Annotated in this window: 16 protein-coding genes; 7 read left to right on the forward strand and 9 right to left on the reverse strand. The window is 61.6% G+C overall.

Going from position 1 to position 17533, the window contains the following annotated elements:
- Positions 1-128 precede the first annotated feature (128 nt).
- Positions 129-1001, forward strand: a complete 873-nt coding sequence (locus J2W46_RS10370) for an endonuclease/exonuclease/phosphatase family protein (protein WP_310353405.1) — start codon at positions 129-131, stop codon at positions 999-1001.
- 139 nt (positions 1002-1140) lie between these two features.
- Here J2W46_RS10370 and J2W46_RS10375 read toward each other — a convergent pair whose 3' ends face one another.
- Positions 1141-2346 (reverse strand): NHL domain-containing protein, encoded by a 1206-nt coding sequence (locus tag J2W46_RS10375; protein WP_310353406.1) that lies wholly within the window; start codon positions 2344-2346, stop codon positions 1141-1143.
- Positions 2347-2832: 486 nt separating this feature from the next.
- Between J2W46_RS10375 and J2W46_RS10380 the strand changes: the two genes are divergently transcribed.
- Positions 2833-3411 carry an ester cyclase gene (locus tag J2W46_RS10380; RefSeq protein WP_310353408.1) on the forward strand — a complete coding sequence of 193 codons (579 nt, stop codon included), beginning with the start codon at positions 2833-2835 and terminating at the stop codon, positions 3409-3411.
- 61 nt (positions 3412-3472) lie between these two features.
- Here J2W46_RS10380 and J2W46_RS10385 read toward each other — a convergent pair whose 3' ends face one another.
- The 5 genes from J2W46_RS10385 to J2W46_RS10405 form a co-directional block, all read right to left on the reverse strand.
- Positions 3473-4990: an MltF family protein gene (locus tag J2W46_RS10385; RefSeq protein WP_310353410.1), complete on the reverse strand. Its 1518-nt coding sequence runs from the start codon at positions 4988-4990 to the stop codon at positions 3473-3475.
- Positions 4991-5348: 358 nt separating this feature from the next.
- Positions 5349-6224 (reverse strand): MBL fold metallo-hydrolase, encoded by an 876-nt coding sequence (locus J2W46_RS10390; protein ID WP_310353413.1) that lies wholly within the window; start codon positions 6222-6224, stop codon positions 5349-5351.
- Positions 6225-6281: 57 nt separating this feature from the next.
- On the reverse strand, positions 6282-7643 hold the full coding sequence (locus tag J2W46_RS10395) for an MFS transporter (RefSeq protein WP_310353416.1): 1362 nt from the start codon (positions 7641-7643) through the stop codon (positions 6282-6284).
- 29 nt (positions 7644-7672) lie between these two features.
- Complete coding sequence (locus J2W46_RS10400) at positions 7673-8689, reverse strand: succinylglutamate desuccinylase/aspartoacylase family protein (RefSeq protein ID WP_131316938.1); 1017 nt, start codon at positions 8687-8689, stop codon at positions 7673-7675.
- A 111-nt stretch (positions 8690-8800) separates the two neighbouring features.
- The gene (locus J2W46_RS10405) at positions 8801-9688 is read right to left on the reverse strand and encodes a LysR family transcriptional regulator (RefSeq protein WP_310353418.1); all 888 of its coding nucleotides are present in this window, start codon (positions 9686-9688) and stop codon (positions 8801-8803) included.
- 214 nt (positions 9689-9902) lie between these two features.
- Between J2W46_RS10405 and tcuC the strand changes: the two genes are divergently transcribed.
- Positions 9903-11201, forward strand: coding sequence for an MFS transporter (gene tcuC / locus J2W46_RS10410; RefSeq protein WP_020068383.1), 1299 nt, complete (start codon positions 9903-9905; stop codon positions 11199-11201).
- A 52-nt stretch (positions 11202-11253) separates the two neighbouring features.
- Positions 11254-12036: a substrate-binding domain-containing protein gene (locus J2W46_RS10415; RefSeq protein WP_310353420.1), complete on the forward strand. Its 783-nt coding sequence runs from the start codon at positions 11254-11256 to the stop codon at positions 12034-12036.
- 40 nt (positions 12037-12076) lie between these two features.
- Here J2W46_RS10415 and dctA read toward each other — a convergent pair whose 3' ends face one another.
- Both dctA and J2W46_RS10425 read right to left on the reverse strand, forming a co-directional pair.
- Positions 12077-13393, reverse strand: coding sequence for a C4-dicarboxylate transporter DctA (dctA, locus tag J2W46_RS10420; protein WP_310353423.1), 1317 nt, complete (start codon positions 13391-13393; stop codon positions 12077-12079).
- The gene (locus J2W46_RS10425) at positions 13390-14358 is read right to left on the reverse strand and encodes a LysR family transcriptional regulator (protein WP_088173434.1); all 969 of its coding nucleotides are present in this window, start codon (positions 14356-14358) and stop codon (positions 13390-13392) included. The genes dctA and J2W46_RS10425 overlap by 4 nt, the downstream gene beginning before the upstream one ends.
- A 204-nt stretch (positions 14359-14562) precedes the next feature.
- On the opposite strand from J2W46_RS10425, the gene J2W46_RS10430 reads away from it, so the two are divergent.
- Together J2W46_RS10430 and J2W46_RS10435 are read left to right on the forward strand one after the other, a co-directional pair.
- A complete protein-coding gene (locus J2W46_RS10430) occupies positions 14563-14880 on the forward strand; it encodes an ArsR/SmtB family transcription factor (RefSeq protein ID WP_027777718.1) in 318 nt (105 codons plus the stop codon).
- A gap of 93 nt (positions 14881-14973) precedes the next feature.
- On the forward strand, positions 14974-16035 hold the full coding sequence (locus J2W46_RS10435; RefSeq protein ID WP_020068378.1) for an alkene reductase: 1062 nt from the start codon (positions 14974-14976) through the stop codon (positions 16033-16035).
- 173 nt (positions 16036-16208) lie between these two features.
- On the opposite strand, the gene J2W46_RS10440 is transcribed toward J2W46_RS10435, so the two are convergent.
- The gene (locus tag J2W46_RS10440; RefSeq protein ID WP_020068377.1) at positions 16209-16736 is read right to left on the reverse strand and encodes a GNAT family N-acetyltransferase; all 528 of its coding nucleotides are present in this window, start codon (positions 16734-16736) and stop codon (positions 16209-16211) included.
- 134 nt (positions 16737-16870) lie between these two features.
- Here J2W46_RS10440 and J2W46_RS10445 point away from each other — a divergent pair, with 134 nt between their 5' ends.
- The gene (locus J2W46_RS10445; protein ID WP_310353427.1) at positions 16871-17518 is read left to right on the forward strand and encodes a VTT domain-containing protein; all 648 of its coding nucleotides are present in this window, start codon (positions 16871-16873) and stop codon (positions 17516-17518) included.
- Positions 17519-17533: the final 15 nt, after the last annotated feature.

Here is a 17533-nt window from a genome sequence, read left to right on the forward strand (position 1 = left end):
GCTTGACGTCCATGAGGCAGGCGCGCTCGCCACCATGCAAACACTTTGTCGTTTCCTGGGCACTAACGGCTTATCCATTTGACGCCGCCGCAGTAAACTGTGAGTCATGGCTTCTGCAGGAGGACATCATGCGTCTCGTCGACTGGAACATTCAGTGGGGACGCGGTGTAGACGGCCGCGTCGACCTCGCCCGCATTGTGCGCGAGGCAAAGGCGCTGTGCGATTTCGACATCCTGAGCCTTCAGGAAGTCACGCGCGGCTTTCATGAGGGACAGGCGCAGGGTGGATTGGCAGGCGGCCCCTCTGCCGACCAGTTCGCCGAACTCGCCGCGTTGCTGCCGGACGCGACGGTGGTCGATGCGATCGGTTCCGATCTTCCGCCTATCGGGCCAGCACGACAGCGGCGTCAGTTCGGTAATGCAATCGTGAGCCGACTGCCTGTCAAGCAGGTGCTGCGTCATTCGCTCCCGTGGCCGGCCGACCCCGCCAAGCCGTCGATGCTGCGTGTCGCTCTCGAAGCCGTTATCGAAACCGATATTGGCCCGCTGCGCGCCATCAGCACTCATCTTGAGTTCTACTCCGAAGCACAGCGGCTGGCGCAAGTGACGAGGCTGCACGAATTGCATCAGGAAGCGTGCGACCATGCGCGCCGTCCCGCGCAAGCGGAAAAACTGGACAGTCCGTTCGCCGACACTGCACGTCCTATGTCTGCCATCGTGTGCGGCGATTTCAACAGCGCGTTCGAAGGTTCTGCTTATTGCAGGATGCTGGAGCCGATTCCTGGCGCGCCCGCCTTCGCCGACGCATGGGCCTGCGCGCACCCCGGTGCCCCGCGGGCTGCCACAGTCGGTCTGTATGATCACGAGCAATGGTCCGACGGACCGTTCGCATGCGATTTTGTTTTTGTCACCGAAGATCTGAAGCCGCGCATCGTGGATTGTGACGTGGACCAGAATAGCCGTTCGTCCGATCATCAACCGCTGTGGCTCGAATTGCGCTGATCCGCGAAGACGGACCAAGGCAACAAGTGCCGCCCCCCGCGGCACCCTTCGAGTAGCCGCCCTACGACTCGAGCGAACCGCTAAAAACTGACCGACTGCAGCTAGCGGCGCACAGCGAATTTCGGCCGATCACATTTCCTCAGTGGTCGTCGTCATCGTCACGACCGTCGCGGTCAAGACCGTAGCGACGGTTGTCGCGGCAATCCCAGCGATGATGGCCCGGTAGCCCGGCAATCTTGCGAATCCGGAGACCATCGGCGACATACAGGGCACCGTCACGCGCGAACGCGAGGCCCCGTGGCTGCATGAGCATAGCCTGAATGGCGAGACCTCCATCACCCGAGTAGCCCGCCGTACCCGTGCCGGCGATAGTCTCAATGGTTCCCGTCTCCCGGTCTACCTGCCGCACGCGGTAATTGGCGCTATCGCTGATGGTTAGGTTTCCTGCGCAATCGGCCGCAATATGCGAAGGATAATTCAGTAGCGCCTGTGTGGCAGGCTGTCCATCACCGTTGTAGCCCGACTGAAAAGGTACTCCTGTCGTCCCCGGATAGACCCCTGCGACTGTCGTAAATGTTTGACGCTGTCTGTCGAGTTCGCGAACGGTGTTAAGACCAGCGTCGGCAAAGAACATGTCGTTGCGCCGGTTGAACGCCGTCGTGATGTAGTAGAGGAAGCCGGCTTCCGCCGCGGGGCCGCTGGCCGGACCCGCTCCATTTATGCCACCGCCCACCACTGTCGCGATGATGCCGGTGCGTCGATCGACGCGCCGAATGCGCTGGTTGCCAGAATCGCTGATGACGAGGTTTCCGTCGCGATCGAAGGCGATGTCCGTCGCGTTGATCAACGCAGCACTTGCCGGTCCTCCGTCTCCGGAGAACCCACGTTGGCTTCCTCCGGCAACCGTGTGAATCGTCAGCGTGTGATGATCGACGCGCAAGATGCGGCTGGTCGACCCATAATCGGCGATATATACATCGTCGTCTGGGCCGACCGCTACACCTTGTGGATAGTCGAGGTTTGTAGCTGTTGCTTCCAACCCATCGCCGTTATAGGCCGTTTGACCGGTGCCCGCGAAGGTGGTGATGATCCCCGTGGCGTGGTCGATACGCCGGACCACATGGTTCACCGGTTCGGCAACAAACAGGTTGCCGTGGTGGTCGACAGACAGACCCTCTGGAGCGATGAGCGCTGATGTAGCCTGCCCCCCGTCGCCAGCGTACCCTTGCACCCCAGTGCCAGCGATCGTGACTATTGTTTGAGATTGCGCCCATGCTGCATAAGGTACGGCAAGCAGCATGATCCAGGCAGACCGGATAAGCCTTGCACGAATGGAGCATTTCATCGCTGACCTCCCTAAGGTGAACAGCTGAAACGATTCTCACCGAAGCATTTGCTTCATGCGAGGTCCATGCGCTTGCCGCCAGGCGTTCGCCATCTATTGACCAGCTGCCCATGCCGAGCCACAGGCGTCTGTTTTGACTGTCGGCGCGCATTGCGCCCGCGCGGGCCGAGGTAGTTTGGAGGATGTCGGTCCCCCATTCCGCGCGAGGCGCGGAATGGCTGACGACGACTGCAGAGCTGACCTGACACGCGTTGGTCGTAGTGTCTGAAGAATAGACACCCGCGTCGCCGATGCATGCCGATACCTATGCTTTTTGCGCCTTCTCGAGGCGAGAAATTATTCAGTTCTGGTTGAAAAACAATCAAGCCCTAGACCAATTATCACAAGGCCCTGCTGAATAGAGAATGCATCCGGTTCGCAGCGCTCCGTGGCCACCGAGCAACTCAAAACCGATTCTCACCACACCTACACATCCGGAGAACAATCATGTCCCGCGCTCTCCCGTTCGTTTCGCAAGTCGGTGCCGCTTTCGCTGCTTCGGCCGTCATGCTGTTTGCCGCCGCATTACCTGCGACCGCAGCCGCGACGTCCGCTCCTGACGACCACCTCGTAAAGCCGCAAACGTTGATTGTCGATCACACGCTTCCGAAGAAGCAGCTCGATGCGCAGATTCGCGCCGCTCGGACTTACGATACATTCTGGACCATCGGCGACGAAGCGCAGGCCCGCGCCGCGCTGGCGGAGAACTTCACCGATCGCACATTGCCGCCCGGCCGTCCGCAAGGCATCGCCGGGCCGCTCGCAGCATCCAGGGCGTTCCATGCGGCCGTGCCCGACGTTAAGGCGTCGGTCGAGCAGATGATCGTGGCCGGCGATCGCGTCGTGACGCATCTGCATTTCACCGGCCACTTCACCGGCACCTTCAACGGCACTCAGGGCAAAGGCCAAAAAGTGGATTTCATCGCGACGGACATTTACCGCATTCGCGACGGCAAGATCACGGACAACTGGCATCTCGAAGACAATCTGACCTTCCTGCAGCAACTCGGCGTCGTCGCGAAGTAGTCACCGGTACGCAACGAGGTTGAGCAGGCCCGAAGCAACCCCGCGAGGCGTTCACCGAACGTCAAGGTTGGCGGCCCAGTTGCTGCTCCGCGCGGGTTCGCTGCGCCTGCGCGTCCATCAGCAGGCGATACGACGCGTAGTACTTGTAGATGTTTCGCACGTACGTGGTTGTCTCAATGCCAATCTTCTCTGCCACCACGATCTCGACGTTGTTGAACCAGACGTCCGGGTTGAGGCCGCGGGCCGCGGCCTCCTTGCGCATCTTCGCGATGCTTCCGGGTCCGGCGTTATAGCTCGCGAACGCGAACAGCGGGCGGTCCACCTCGGAGAAGTGCGCGTCCTGGAAGTAACGCGTCATGAGTCGATCGAGATACTTGGCGCCGGCATGAATATTCGACTCCGTTATCCGGATGTCCCCGACATTGAGTTCCTTACCCGTGGCCGGCATCAATTGCATGATGCCGACGGCTCCCACGCGGCTCTTGGCCTGCTGATCGAGCTGCGACTCCTGATAACCCTGGGCCGCGAGCATGAGCGGATCGAAGCCGTATTGCTGGCCGTACTTCGCGAATAAGGCCACCGTCTGATTGAAGCGATTGAGTTCGGCACTCTCAGCATTGTTATGGATCTGCTTGATGCCTTGCATATACTGTTTGAGGCGAACCTCAGCGACGCTTTGCTTCGTGATGAAATTGTCGTAAAAATCGCTGATCACAGCTTTGAGCTTGGGACTCTGTTTGCGAATAGCCCAACCCACATAGCCTCCCTCACGCACTGACATGTTGTCGTGCACCTTCACATTCGGCAGCATCTGCGCCCACATCCGCGCCTTCCAGTCGTCCACCACCAGGATCTGAAGCAGACCGACGTTCAGCATCTCCATCGCATCTTCGTCTTCGAGTGCATCCGGCAACAGCACAAGCCGCATCGGCGGCTTACCGGCTTTCTGGAAGCGGCCGTTAAGTGCACTCAGACTTTCGTAGTAGCTACTGGAGCGGCGCACGTGAACCGTCTTTCCGTTTAGATCGTCGAGCTTCGACAATTCCGGCGATTTCGGCCCCGTCAGTACCAGCTCACGGGTTGGCTTGAGGGCGCGCGCCGTGACGAAGTCGGCCTGTTTCAGACGCTCGTCGGTGACGGTCAGGTTGCCAACGGCGATATCGCCCATGCCGCTGTTGAGGCTGGGCAGCAGCCGATCGCGCGTCGTCGGAATCATGAACACGGTGATCGGGCGCTTGTCGAGTCGATCGGCGTAGGTCTTGTTGACGTACCGTTCGAAATCGCGCACGAAATCTGCGCTCAATCCTCGTTCACGTCCCCGGTCATTGAAATACAGCGTACGACTAAAAGGTACGAGCACGCGGATCACGCGGCGTTCGAGCATTGCGTCGAAATCGCCGCGCCAGGGCTTGTTTGTCAGATCGATCCGGCGCGGCGGGCTCGCAGGCACCGGTTTGGAAGGCACGGACGGCGACGACGCAGCCGAAGCCTTGGTTGCCGGTCCAGCTGCGGCGCAAACCGTACTCCACGCGCACAGCGCAAAGAGGCCTGCCACCGTCCAGAAACGAGCAGAACGCATGATGTACACCGTTGCGGTTCCGGGCCGCCGCGTCAGCGCTAGCCCATGTTGACCGTCGTCCTGCGGGGCGGTCGATTCGAGCGGGAAGCTCTTTAAGCACTGCACTCCGGCTCATTTACAGCATAGTTGCCTGCCAAAACGGTTCAAGGTTTATCGCGGCTTTGAAAGCGGTGAATCGGCAGTAGTTTCAAGCTGATGGCGATACCGGTTTCTGCCGGCTGGCTTCGCGCTGTTCTTTATCGCTCATGATTGGCTTTCACCAGTTCTGCGTCGGCGTCGCCAGCTTCAAGACCATCGACACGAGAGATTCCGTGATCGGAAGGGACGCCATACTTCGCGCGCTGCGGTGTCCCCGCCCTCACGCATAGCGCCATTCAAAACCCTTTTCGACGCGCCGCACGGTCCCCGCCGATGTCTCGGCAAAATGCGCGGCAAACACCGTCGCGCCCGTGTCCGCTGCATGTGCGAGCAGACGCTCGCGTGAAGCGCGGGCCTGCTCCTGATCGAGACAGAACATTGAATTCCATTCGGGCCGATGCACTTGCACCGCGCTGTGCATCACGTCGCCGGAAAAAAGCGCGGTCTCGCCACGCGAACGGAGCTCGATGGCCATGTGACCGATGCTATGGCCGAAAGTCGGCAGGAAGCGGATGCCGTCGAGAATCTCCGCACCTGCATCCGGCACGGCACGCGCCTGACCGGACGCGATGACCGGAAGCACACTGTCGTCGAACACCATCCGCCGCGATGCGCCTTCCGGGGTAGCGAAGAAGTCGCGTTCGCGCTCGCCGAATACGTAGGTCGCGTTCGGAAACACGGGCGTCCATCGACCGTCCTGCCAATGCGTATTCCAGCCGACGTGATCGACGTGCAGATGTGTGAGCAGCACGTAGTCGATATCCTCGCGCCTGAAGCCGGCCGATTCGAAGCGTTCGAGCACGGGATTATCGAGCTTGTCGAAGAGCGCGCTGAACGGCCGGGACTTGCCATTGCCGATGCCCGTATCGACGACCATCGTCACCCCGCCGACTTCCACGACCCACAGATGCGTTTTCAACGGCACTCGCGCGTTAGTGAGATCCAGGCTTTCGGTGGCGAAGCGTTCCTCGAGCTCCTGACCATCTTCATCGCTCCACGCCGGGAACAACAGGTTCGGCGCGAGCGCGAAGCCGGTTTCATCGACCCGCGTGATGGTCGCGGCGCCGACGTGATGGACTTGTGAGGCGGGTTTCATGGCAATCCGTTCTCTTCGGTTCGAATGCAGGTTTTAGTATGTGTGTCAGTGCGCGTTTCACTCGGCCGTCGCAGCGCGAACGCGCCGGGTCGCCACTGCATAGAGTAACGCGCTGACGAGCGCCGACACGCCACCGACCATCGCCAGCGCGCTTCCAAGACTCGTTTCCGTGTGTCCCAGCCGTTCGTTCAGATAGCCAACCGACAGCGGCCCCACGCCGCCGCTGATCGCATTGGTCATGAAGACGAGCAGCGCCAGCGAACGGCCGCGCATGCGGTTCGGCACGGCGATTTGCAACGGCACGGGTGCAAGTCCCATTGCGATGCTGGCGGTAAAAGCGCTGACGCCATAGAGCACGATGGCAAGGCTGCTGCTCGCGACGAGCGGCATCGCGATCGCGGCGGGCACCAGCAAGGCAACGGCGCACGCGGAGAAGCCGAGCACTTTGCGCAAGGTGGTGTCGTCGGTGACGCGCGTTGCGAGCATTCCCGCGCATGCCACCCCTAGAATACCGCCGACCATGTACGCAGGTGCCGCCATCTGTCCAACGGCTTTCGGTGCGAGGTGGAAATGGCGCATCAGCAAGGTCGGGAACCATGCGGCGTGCGAGTAGAACAGCGTAATCAGCGCGACGTAGGCCGCAAAGTAAGGCAGGCAGAAGCGATTGCGCACGAACAGTTCGGCGAGTACGTCGCGCAGCGACGGCATCTCGTTCTGCGCCTGCGCTCCACGCATGCTGGTTTCGAGCCGCGCCGGTTCGCGAACCGTGAACGCGACGAGCGCGGCCAGCAGAATGCCGGGCAATCCCACGGCAACAAACACCGCTTGCCACGGCGCAAAGCCGTGTGCGCTGAGCCACGCGCTGCCGTCGCCCGCAGCTGCCGCCGACAACAACATACCGCCGCCGAACAGCGCGGCGCCGCCGCCTACATACGGCCCGAGCATGAACACGCTACTCGCGCGTGCGACGCGGCGCGGCGCAAAGATGTCGCTGAAGATCGACAGCGCCGCGGGACTCAAGGCGGCCTCGGCAACCGCCGTTCCGGCGCGGGCGAGCAGCAGTTCCGTGAAGTTGGTCGCGAAGCCGCACGCCATTGTCGAGATCGCCCAGATCGCGATGCATGCGGCGATCAGTTTCACGCGGTTGCCGCGATCGACGAGCCTCGCGACGAACACACCTGCCGTTGCGTAGCACATCGTGAATGAAAATCCTTGCAGCAGGCCGATCTGCGTATCGGTAAGCGCGAGCGACTGCTTGATCGGCTGTACGAGAATGCTGACGACCTGGCGGTCCAGATACGAAAATGCGAAACAGACGAAGAACAGCAGCACGACATACACGGGATGGCGCACGCTATCGAAAGACCCGGTACGTGCAACGACATCGGCGGGTTGGGTTGAAACAGGGTGAACATTCATGCGCGGTCTCCGGCGTTGATGGACTTGGCTCAATCTGCGTTGGCTCGTGCAGCGAGTAGCGCGATGCAGTCGCCGGGTTCCACGCGTGCAAAGGTCCGCATGCAAATGACCATGCCGTCGCTGCGGAACGCGATATCGGCCGGCGCCTGCCACGGGCGGTGCGGATCGTACAGACGCCCCGCCAACTGACCCTCGCGCACCTGATCGCCGAGTCTGAACGCGGGTTCGAATACACCCGCAAGCGGCGCATACACGTATGCACGCGCGCCTTCTACGCGTAGAAAGCGCGTTTTGCCGGCCGGTGCCGGCTGAGTGTCGGAGACCACGCCGAGCCGGACCAACACGCGCTGCAAGCCGCTTTCGACAATCGCCAGATTCGCGGCGTCGCAGCCCGCATGTCCGCCGAACTCGCCGCACAGAAAAAGCTTGCCGTGGCGTTCGGCTGCGGCCGCGAACGTGCGGTCTTCGCCGAGCAGGTCCATGATCATCGTGTTCGGCGCGCCGAACTCGCGCACGAGGTCCATATACAACGCGTGCCGCTCGCCGTCGGCAGGCGGCGACGCGAGGAGCGTTGGCGCATGCTCGAACGACGCGCCGCCGGCATGCAGGTCGATCACGACATCGGCGCGTGGCAGGAGTTCGCTTTCGACGTAGTGCGCGATCATTTCCGTCGGCTGGCCATTTCGGGCACCAGGAAACAGGCGGTTCAGGTTGCCGCGGTCGATCGGCGACGTGCGCGTGCCGTTGACGAAGGCTGGAAAGTTCAGACCCGGTATCACAATCAGGCGACCGCGTATGGTCATCGACGGCATGCGCTGCATCAGCTTCATCAGCGCGACCGGTCCTTCGTATTCGTCGCCGTGATTGCCACCCGTCAGGAGAACGGTCGGGCCCGTACCAGCACCAGCGTTGAGCACGGCAAGCGGGATCGGCACGTGGCCGTATGCCGAGCGGTCGTGCGAATACGGCAGACGCAATGTGCCGGTCTGGAAGCCGGAACGTTCGAAGTCGATATCGGTAGCAATGAGCGAAGCAGAAGTGGACATGGCGCGAACAGTAAAGAGCTTGGGGTGCCTTTACTATCGGCGACGAAAAAACGTCCGGCCAATGCCGTTTTCTGCTCCGGGCGATGCCTTGCAGGCATCGCTTGCCGGCCGCTATGTCAGCAGGTCCAGAAAACGCTTCAGCGTGGGATTCGCTGCGTGCGCCGCCTCATGTGCGACGAAGCAGAATTCGAGCGGCAAGGAAATCTCCAGGTCCAGCAAGTCGACGAAACGCACTCGTGCGGGCGGCCTGTCGCGATTCGCGGCATTGACGATGGCCGCGCCCATCCCTGCCGAAACCAGCGAAAGTATCGCGGTTTCCGTCGACGCCTCCTGTCTGATATCGAGCGTGAGCCCGCGTTCGGCGCAGGCGGACAGCAGACGATCGTAGTAGGCAGGATAGACGCGGCGCGGGAACGCGATGAACGGCCTGCCGGAGAGTTCATGTGCGCTGACCGCGCCTGCGCTGCCGTGCGGCCACGCTTGCGGCACGGCGAGCACCACGCTTTGATCGAGCACATGCAGGCTCGCGATGCCTTCCGGCAACGCGCCGAAGCGATAGCAGAAGCCGCCGTCGAGCCGTCCCGCGGCGAGCGCGTCGAGTTGCTCGGGCGTGTTCATCGGCGTGAGTTCGAGTGCGACATTCGGTGCTGCCTGTTCGAAAGCGCTCAACGCGCTCGAAACGGGGCCGCTCCACACGGCGTTTTCAACGAAACCGATGCGCAGGTGACCTTGCACGCCGGATGCGATTCGCCGCGCCAGGCGGTTGGCGGCATCGACCCGCGCAAGGATCTCGCGTGCTTCCGAGAGATACGCATCGCCGGCGGGCGTCAGCTTCAGCCCGCGCGGCGTGCGCTCGAACAGCGCGGCGCCGATGGCGTCTTCGAGATCCTGTATCTGGCGGGAAATCGCCGGTTGCGTGACGTGCAGCTGCTCGGACGCCGCCCGTACGCTGCGCAACTCAGCAACAGCAATGAAATAGCGAAGATGCCGAAGTTCCATGCTCATTCCAGCAGTTCAGATTGTCAGCAATGATCGCAGAATTGCGCCGCGACCACGCTGCTTGGCCAGGCAGAGTCGACACAGCGCCGATTGATAACCAATGAACATCAATCGTTAAAAAGATTGCACTTATCGTTTTGCCGGGCAAGGGCCAATATTCGCGAATCCACAAAGAGCGGAACCACAGCATCTTTCGGGATTTCAGGAGACAACGATGCACCCCTCGCCCTCTACCCTTTCGTCGGGCCGTTCAAAGGCCGCGGCGGTTTTCCGCGTAACGGCCGGAAACTTTCTCGAGCAGTTCGACTTCTTCCTGTTTGGCTTCTATGCCACCCAGATCGCCAAGGTCTTCTTCCCGGCCGACAGCGAATTCGCCTCATTGATGATGACGTTCGCGGTCTTCGGCGCCGGTTTCCTGATGCGACCGCTGGGCGCAATCGTGCTGGGCGCGTACATCGACGACGTCGGTCGCCGCAAAGGTCTTATCGTCACGCTCTCCATCATGGCGAGCGGCACCATCCTGATCGCGTTCGTGCCGGGCTACGCAACGCTTGGCCTGCTGGCGCCGGCGCTCGTCTTGATCGGGAGGCTGCTGCAAGGTTTCTCGGCGGGCGCGGAACTGGGCGGCGTCTCGGTGTATCTCGCCGAAATGGCCACGCCGGGCCGCAAGGGCTTCTTCACGAGCTGGCAGTCCGCGAGCCAGCAGGTCGCGATCGTCGTGGCCGCAGCCCTCGGCTTCGCGCTCAACCAGTCGATGAGCGCCGCTACCATTGCATCCTGGGGATGGCGCGTTCCGTTCTTCGTCGGCTGCATGATCGTGCCGTTCATCTTCATGCTGCGTCGCAACCTGCAGGAGACCGAGGAGTTCAAAGCGCGCCAGCATCGTCCGAGCATGAAGGAAGTGTTCCGCACGCTGGTCCAGAACTGGACCGTAGTGATTGCAGGCATGATGCTGGTGGCGATGACCACCGCGAGCTTCTATCTGATCACCGTCTACGCACCGACTTTCGGCAAGACCGTTCTGCACCTGAGCACCGCCGACAGTCTGCTCGTGACGTTGTGTGTCGCCGTGTCGAATTTCGTGTGGCTGCCGATCGGCGGCGCTCTCTCCGACAAGCTCGGCCGCCGGCCGCTCCTCGTCGCGATGACGGTGCTCGCCATCGCGACTGCGTACCCGGCGCTGTCGCTCCTCGCGCACGCGCCGAGCTTCCTCAACATGCTGCTCGCGCTTCTTTGGCTCTCGTTCATGTACGGCATCTATAACGGCGCGATGGTCGTCGCACTGACCGAAGTGATGCCGGCACAAGTACGCGTCGCGGGCTTCTCGCTCGCCTATAGTCTCGCAACGGCGGTGTTCGGCGGTTTCACGCCGGCGATCTCCACGGCGCTCATTCACATGACCGGCGACAAGGCCGCACCTGGCTACTGGATGAGCTTTGCCGCTGCATGCGCGCTGATGGCGACGTTCGCACTGTATCGCCGCCGCGCAACGACGCTGACTCCGGCGCACTGATCCGGTCTCGCTCCGCTTACAGATACACCCTCATTCCGACACCACTACGATCATGAGAAACCTGATTCGAAAACTGTGCGCCGCAGCATTGGTTGCAACCTCGGCCGCCGCGGCGAACGTGCACGCCGCCGATCTGCACGTCATGAGTTCTGGCGGCTTCACTGCGGCGTACAAAGTGCTCGGCCCGAAATTCTCGGCGGAGACGGGCAACGCGCTCGACACCGCGCTCGGTCCGTCGATGGGCAAATCGCCCGAAGCGATTCCCAACCGGCTGGAGCGTGGTGAGCCGGCGGACGCCGTCATCATGGTCGGATATGCGCTTGACGATCTGATCCAGAAAGGCAAGGTCGTCCCCGGATCGCGGGTCGAGCTGGCCGATTCGCGTATCGGCATGGTCGTGCGCGAAGGTGCGACGAAGCCCGATATCAGCTCCGTAGACGGGCTCCGGCAGACGCTGCTGCATGCGAAGTCGATCGCTTACTCGGACAGCGCCAGCGGTGTCTATATCGAGCGGGAATTGTTCAAGAAGCTTGGCATCGAGGATCAGGTCAAAGCGAAGGCGAAGATGATCCCGCGCATTCCAGTGGCCTCGGTCGTGGCGAACGGCGACTACGAAATCGGCTTTCAGCAGGTGAGCGAGTTGCTGCCTGTCAAGGGCGCGACGTTCGTCGGCAAGATTCCCGAATCGCTGCAGTCAGTCACGCGTTTCGCGGCCGGCATTCCGGTCAGCGCGCAGCATCCGAAAGAAGCAAAAGCTCTGCTCGACTATCTCGCTTCGCCCGCCGTCCAGCCAGAAGTGAAATCGACCGGACTCGATACCGTTTCCGCTCATTGACGCAAACTTGAAGGAAGGCTTGCTTGCTGCGGCCTTCCTGTCACATTCCCGGGGTACGTCTCGCCGAGTCCTCCGCACCGTCCGCGTCGCCTGCAGTTTCCGCTGCCGCCCCGAGCGTCTGAGCGAGACGCGCACGGTCGCACGCCCCTTCCCACATGGAAACGAAGATCACAGCGCATGCGTTGCTGATCACGCTCGTCAGCGCGCGCGCCTCGGACATGAAGCGGTCGATGCCCACCAGCAGCGCCACACCAGCTACCGGCAGATCCGGGATCACCGTCAGCGTCGCGACGAGCGCGACGAGTCCGCTACCCGACACGCCCGCCGCCCCCTTTGACGTGAGCAGCATGACCGCGAGCATCATCGCGATCTGAGACGCGGAAAGCGGCACGTCACACGCCTGCGCAATAAACATCGAAGCGAGCGTCAGATAGATCGCGGTGCCGTCGAGATTAAACGAATATCCGGCGGGCAGCACGAGCCCCACGACCCCTTTGTCGCAACCGAGCGCCTCGAGCTTGACGATCAGGCGCGGCAGTACCGGCTCCGTGGAAGATGTCGCGAGAACAATGAGCAACTCCTCCCGCATGTAGCGCAAGAGCCGCCAAAGCGCGAAACCATGCAGCCGCGCGAGTGAAGCGAGCACCAGTGCAATGAACAGCAGGCATGCCACGTAGAAGCACACCATCAACATGCCGAGAGAGCCGACCGAGCGGATGCCGAAGCGGCCCACCGTGAACGCCATCGCACCGAATGCGCCGAGCGGGGCAAGTCGCATGATCATCGCGAGGATCCGGAACAGGACGTGCGCGACGCCGTCGATTAGCGCGAGCACCGGCCGGCCCGCCTTTGAGCACGAATTCAGCGAAAAGCCGAAGAGTAGCGAGAGCAGCAGTACCGGCAGTACGTCACCCTTCTCGAAGGCGCCGAGCATCGTCTCGGGGATGACACTCAGCGCGAACGCGACCAGGCCGCCCGGCTGTGCGTGCTTCACATATTGCGCGAGGATGCTCGTGTCCAGACCGTGCGCGTCGATGTGCATACCCGCGCCCGGTCGCAGAACGATCGCGGTGACGAGCCCGAAAGCTAGCGCCACGACGGTGAGCAAGTAGAAGAGCGCCAGCGCCTTGAAGATCGTGCGCCCGATCGCCTTGCCGCTCGCAAGCGAGGTGATCCCCGAGACGATCGTACAGAAGACGATTGGCGCAATCATCATCCTTACGAGGCCGACGAATGCATCGCTGAAGGGCTTGAGCAGCGCGCCCGCTTGCGGCAGAAAATGACCGACCGCCACGCCGAGCACCATGCCCAGCAGCACCTGCACATAAAGCGATCGAAGCGGTCTTGCCGACCTCACGATGCGGTCTTCCGGACTGGCCGTTCTTTCGCAGACGTGTTGACGTCAGAACCATCGCTGCCTTCGACGCCGCCCTGCCTCATCTCGACAATCGTTCTGTGAAACTCCTGCGCGGCCGGAGTAAGCGGACGCCCCCGGCGCCTCACGATTCCCACGCGCCGCTTCACTACCGGTTCAACGAGCGGCACACTCGTGAGGATCGGATGATCGCGGCCGGGCATGGCCATCGACGGCACGGCGGCGACACCGAGCCCCGCTTCGACGAGGCCGAGCATGGTTGTGACGTGACGGGTCTCGCAGACGCTCGGCGCGCGCGGCGCCACTGCCGAGAGTGCCTGATCGAGCAGCAGACGGTTTCCGGAAGTCTTGTCCACTGACACGTACTCATGCTCGTAAAGCTCGTTCCAGGTGACGCGCTTCTTGCGCGCGAGCGGATGATCTCGACGGCAAGCGGCTACGAAGCGCTCCTGCAGCAGCACCTTGAACTCGACCTCGGACTCCTGGCTGCCCATGAAACTCACGCCAAAATCAGCCTCACCGCTGATCACAGCGCCAAGCACCTCATTCGCGCTCGAATCCAGCAGTTTCACCCTGATGCGCGGAAAGCGGCGATGGTAGCTTGCGACGACGTTGGGCAAAAAGTAGTACGCCACTGACGGCACGCAGGCAATGGTCACATGACCCAGCCGGCTTGAAGAGACATCGCGGATGCCGAGCAACGCGACGTCGAGATCGTCGAGCAGTTGTTCGGCGCTCGGGGCGAACACGCGCCCGACGGTGGTGAGCGTGACGCTGCGCGTGGTGCGCTCGAAGAGACGCACGCCGAGCGCTTCCTCGAGTTTCTCAATGCGACGGCTCAAGGCCGGTTGGGAGATGCTGACAGCCTCGGCGGCCTTGCGGAAGCTCCCCAGTTCCACCACCGCGCGAAACGCCTGCAAGTCGTTCAAATCGAAATTGACGCCCACGAGTCACTCTCCACATCCTAGATGTGCTCATTTTGCAGGACGCGGCTGAATTTTTTGGCATAGCCACGAGTCTTTTCCCTACCGCCGGTAGTGCCTCCAAGCATATCGTGAAATTCCGATATATACTTCGTTCTGTAGCGATGCAAACCTGTGGGCGGCAATTTGCCCACGCCTGACCATTAAAGCAGCTCTGGTAGTTGACGAATGAAACGAACTCCCATCGCGCCTGACATGGACGCGATCCACAAGGCGCTCGCCAATCCGGTGCGTCGAGAGATTCTTGGCTGGCTGCGCGAGCCGCATGCGCACTTCGCCGATCAGGAACTCCCGCTCGACCATGGCGTATGTGCCGGTAAGATCGACGCGCGCTGCGGACTCTCGCAGTCCACGGTGTCGGCCCACCTCGCGGCGTTGCAGCGCGCGGGGCTCGTCACGTCGAAACGCGTGGGGCAATGGGTGTTCTTCAAACGCAACGAGCCCGTGATTCAGGCTTTTCTCGAGCATATGAACTCGAAGCTCTGACCGGTCTTGCATCGCCGCTTCTTTCACTCTTTCGTTGCAATGCAACTATCTCTCGGCTCAAGGCGTCCTCGCCTCAGCCAAAGGTGAACATTTATGCCGACTCTTTTCGATCCGCTGCAAATTGGCGACCTGACGTTGTCCAACCGCATCATCATGGCGCCGCTGACGCGTCAGCGCGCCGAGGAAATCCGCGTGCCGAACGCGCTGATGGCGAAGTACTACGCTGAACGCGCCACGGCGGGCCTCATCATTAGCGAAGCCACCTCGGTCACGCCGCAGGGCGTCGGTTATGCCGAGACGCCGGGCATCTGGTCGCAGGAACAGGTGGAAGGCTGGAAGCTCGTTACCAACGCAGTGCATGCAGCCGGCGGGAAGATTTTCCTGCAACTGTGGCACGTGGGCCGCATTTCCGATCCGCTGTTCCTCAATGGCGAATTGCCGGTCGCGCCGAGCGCGCTCGCCGCGAAAGGCCACGTGAGCCTCGTGCGTCCGGAGCGCCCGTATGTCACGCCTCGCGCACTCGAACTCGACGAAATCGCGGGCGTTGTGCAGGCATTCCGCAAAGGTGCCGAAAACGCGAAAGCAGCAGGCTTCGACGGCGTTGAAGTGCACGGCGCAAACGGCTATCTGATCGACCAGTTCCTGCAGGACAGCACCAACAAGCGCACCGACGCGTATGGTGGCCCGATCGAAAATCGCGCGCGTTTGCTGCTCGAAATCACCGACGCATGTATCGACGTGTGGGGCGCGAATCGCGTCGGCGTGCATCTCGCGCCGCGTCGCGACTCGCACGACATGGGCGACTCGGATCCGGCCGCGACCTTCGGCTATGTGGCTCGCGAACTCGGCAAGCGCAAGATCGCGTTCATCGCCGCGCGCGAAGCGTTGGGTGAGGACCGTCTCGGCCCGCAGCTGAAGAAAGAGTTCGGCGGCCCGTACATCGCGAACGAGAAGTTCACGAAGGAAACCGCGCAGCAAGTACTCGACGCAGGCGAAGCGGACGCGGTGGCGTGGGGCCAGTTGTTCATCGCAAATCCGGACCTCGTGCGCCGCTTTGCGACCAACGCACCGTTGAACAAGCCGAATCCCTCCACGTACTACGCACGTGGCGAGACGGGTTACATCGACTACCCTACGCTTGAAACGGTGGAGTAAGCGCAAACGCGTGATCGTGAATGAGCCGTAATGTGGCTGTAAAAGCAGCGGCTGTAACGAGCAGCGAAAAGACGCGCAGCGAAAAGCGGCGGGCGTCATCGGAGAGTGAATCTCCGGCGGCGCCCGCCGCTTTTCTCCGTCTGCGGCGACGCTCGTCTCTGTAACGCAAACTGTTAGTCAAGATCGCGCCGCATGAAGATGCGTTTTGACTCGTCGAGGCCTCGTGCGATATGTGCATCGCGCCGTGCGCGTAGAGCCACGTCGAGTTCGGCTTCGTCTATGTCGCGGAAACCGAGTCGCCGGTAATACGGTGCATTCCACGGCACTTCGCGATACGTCGACAGGACCAGTTGCATGATCTGCCGCGAGCGCGCGAGTTGCGCAACCTGCTCGATCAGCGCCGCGCCGATGCGTCGACCGGCATGCGATGTCAGTACATCGAGCTCCTGGATGTAGATACGCGCGGGCTGCGGCTCGAACATCACGAATCCGACGCAGGTTCCCTCGGCATTCACCGCCACGATCAGCTCCTGTGCCGCGATCTTCCGCTCCACGAAAGCGAGACTCATTGGCGGCGCATCGGCAATGCCCGACATGCCGACGCTGACAAACCGCAAGCTTGCCTCAAATTCGATTGTGCGAACCGTTTCGGCATCGCCGGGCGCGGCAAGACGGAAAGTCACATCGGCTAACTGTTGCATGGTGTTTTTTGACGGTTGATGTTCGGCCCGTTCACGGATGTGACACGTGATATTGACATCCACGCGGCCAAATACACAAGTATCCGCGCGGCCGCCGGACTACACTGCTGAACATCCGACAACCTGAGGCCAGCATGCAACTCATGCAAATGCTGCAGATCGCTCTGCATTTCGATCAGCACCTGAGCAGCCTGATCGTCCAATACGGTACAGCCGTGTACGCGATGCTGTTTATTATCGTGTTCGTTGAAATCGGCTTTCTGCCGTTATTTTTCCTGCCGGGCGATCCGCTCATTTTCATTTGCGGCGGGCTGTCAGCCACCGGCGCGTTGAACGTCTGGCTCGTGATGTCAGTGCTATTCGCGGCTACTGTGGCGGGAAGCATCGTCGACTATGCAATTGGGCGCGCGATCGGTGAAAAGGTTTATACGGCCGATTACCGCTGGCTCGACAAGAATGCACTGCGCCGTGCGCATGCGTTCTACGAAGCTCGCGGCGGATTAACCTTTCTGTTATCGCCATTCATTGCCGTAGTGCGTACTTTCGCGCCGTTCGCGGCCGGCGTTTCGCGCATGACGTTTGCGCGATTCGTGTCGTTCGTGACCGCGGGCGCCGCACTGTGGATCGGCTCTCTCGTCGCGGCCGGCTATCTGTTCGGCAACGTGCCGCTCGTACGCGATCACATGAGTTCCATCGTGCTGTTAGGCGTCGCGCTCGGCGTGGGATCGCTGATCGCAAGCGCGTTGTGGCGACTCGCCAACAGCCGCTCGCGCATTCATTGATCGAGTGCTTTCAGC

The sequence above is a fragment of the Paraburkholderia strydomiana genome (genome assembly GCF_031456815.1).
GTDB lineage: Bacteria > Pseudomonadota > Gammaproteobacteria > Burkholderiales > Burkholderiaceae > Paraburkholderia > Paraburkholderia caledonica.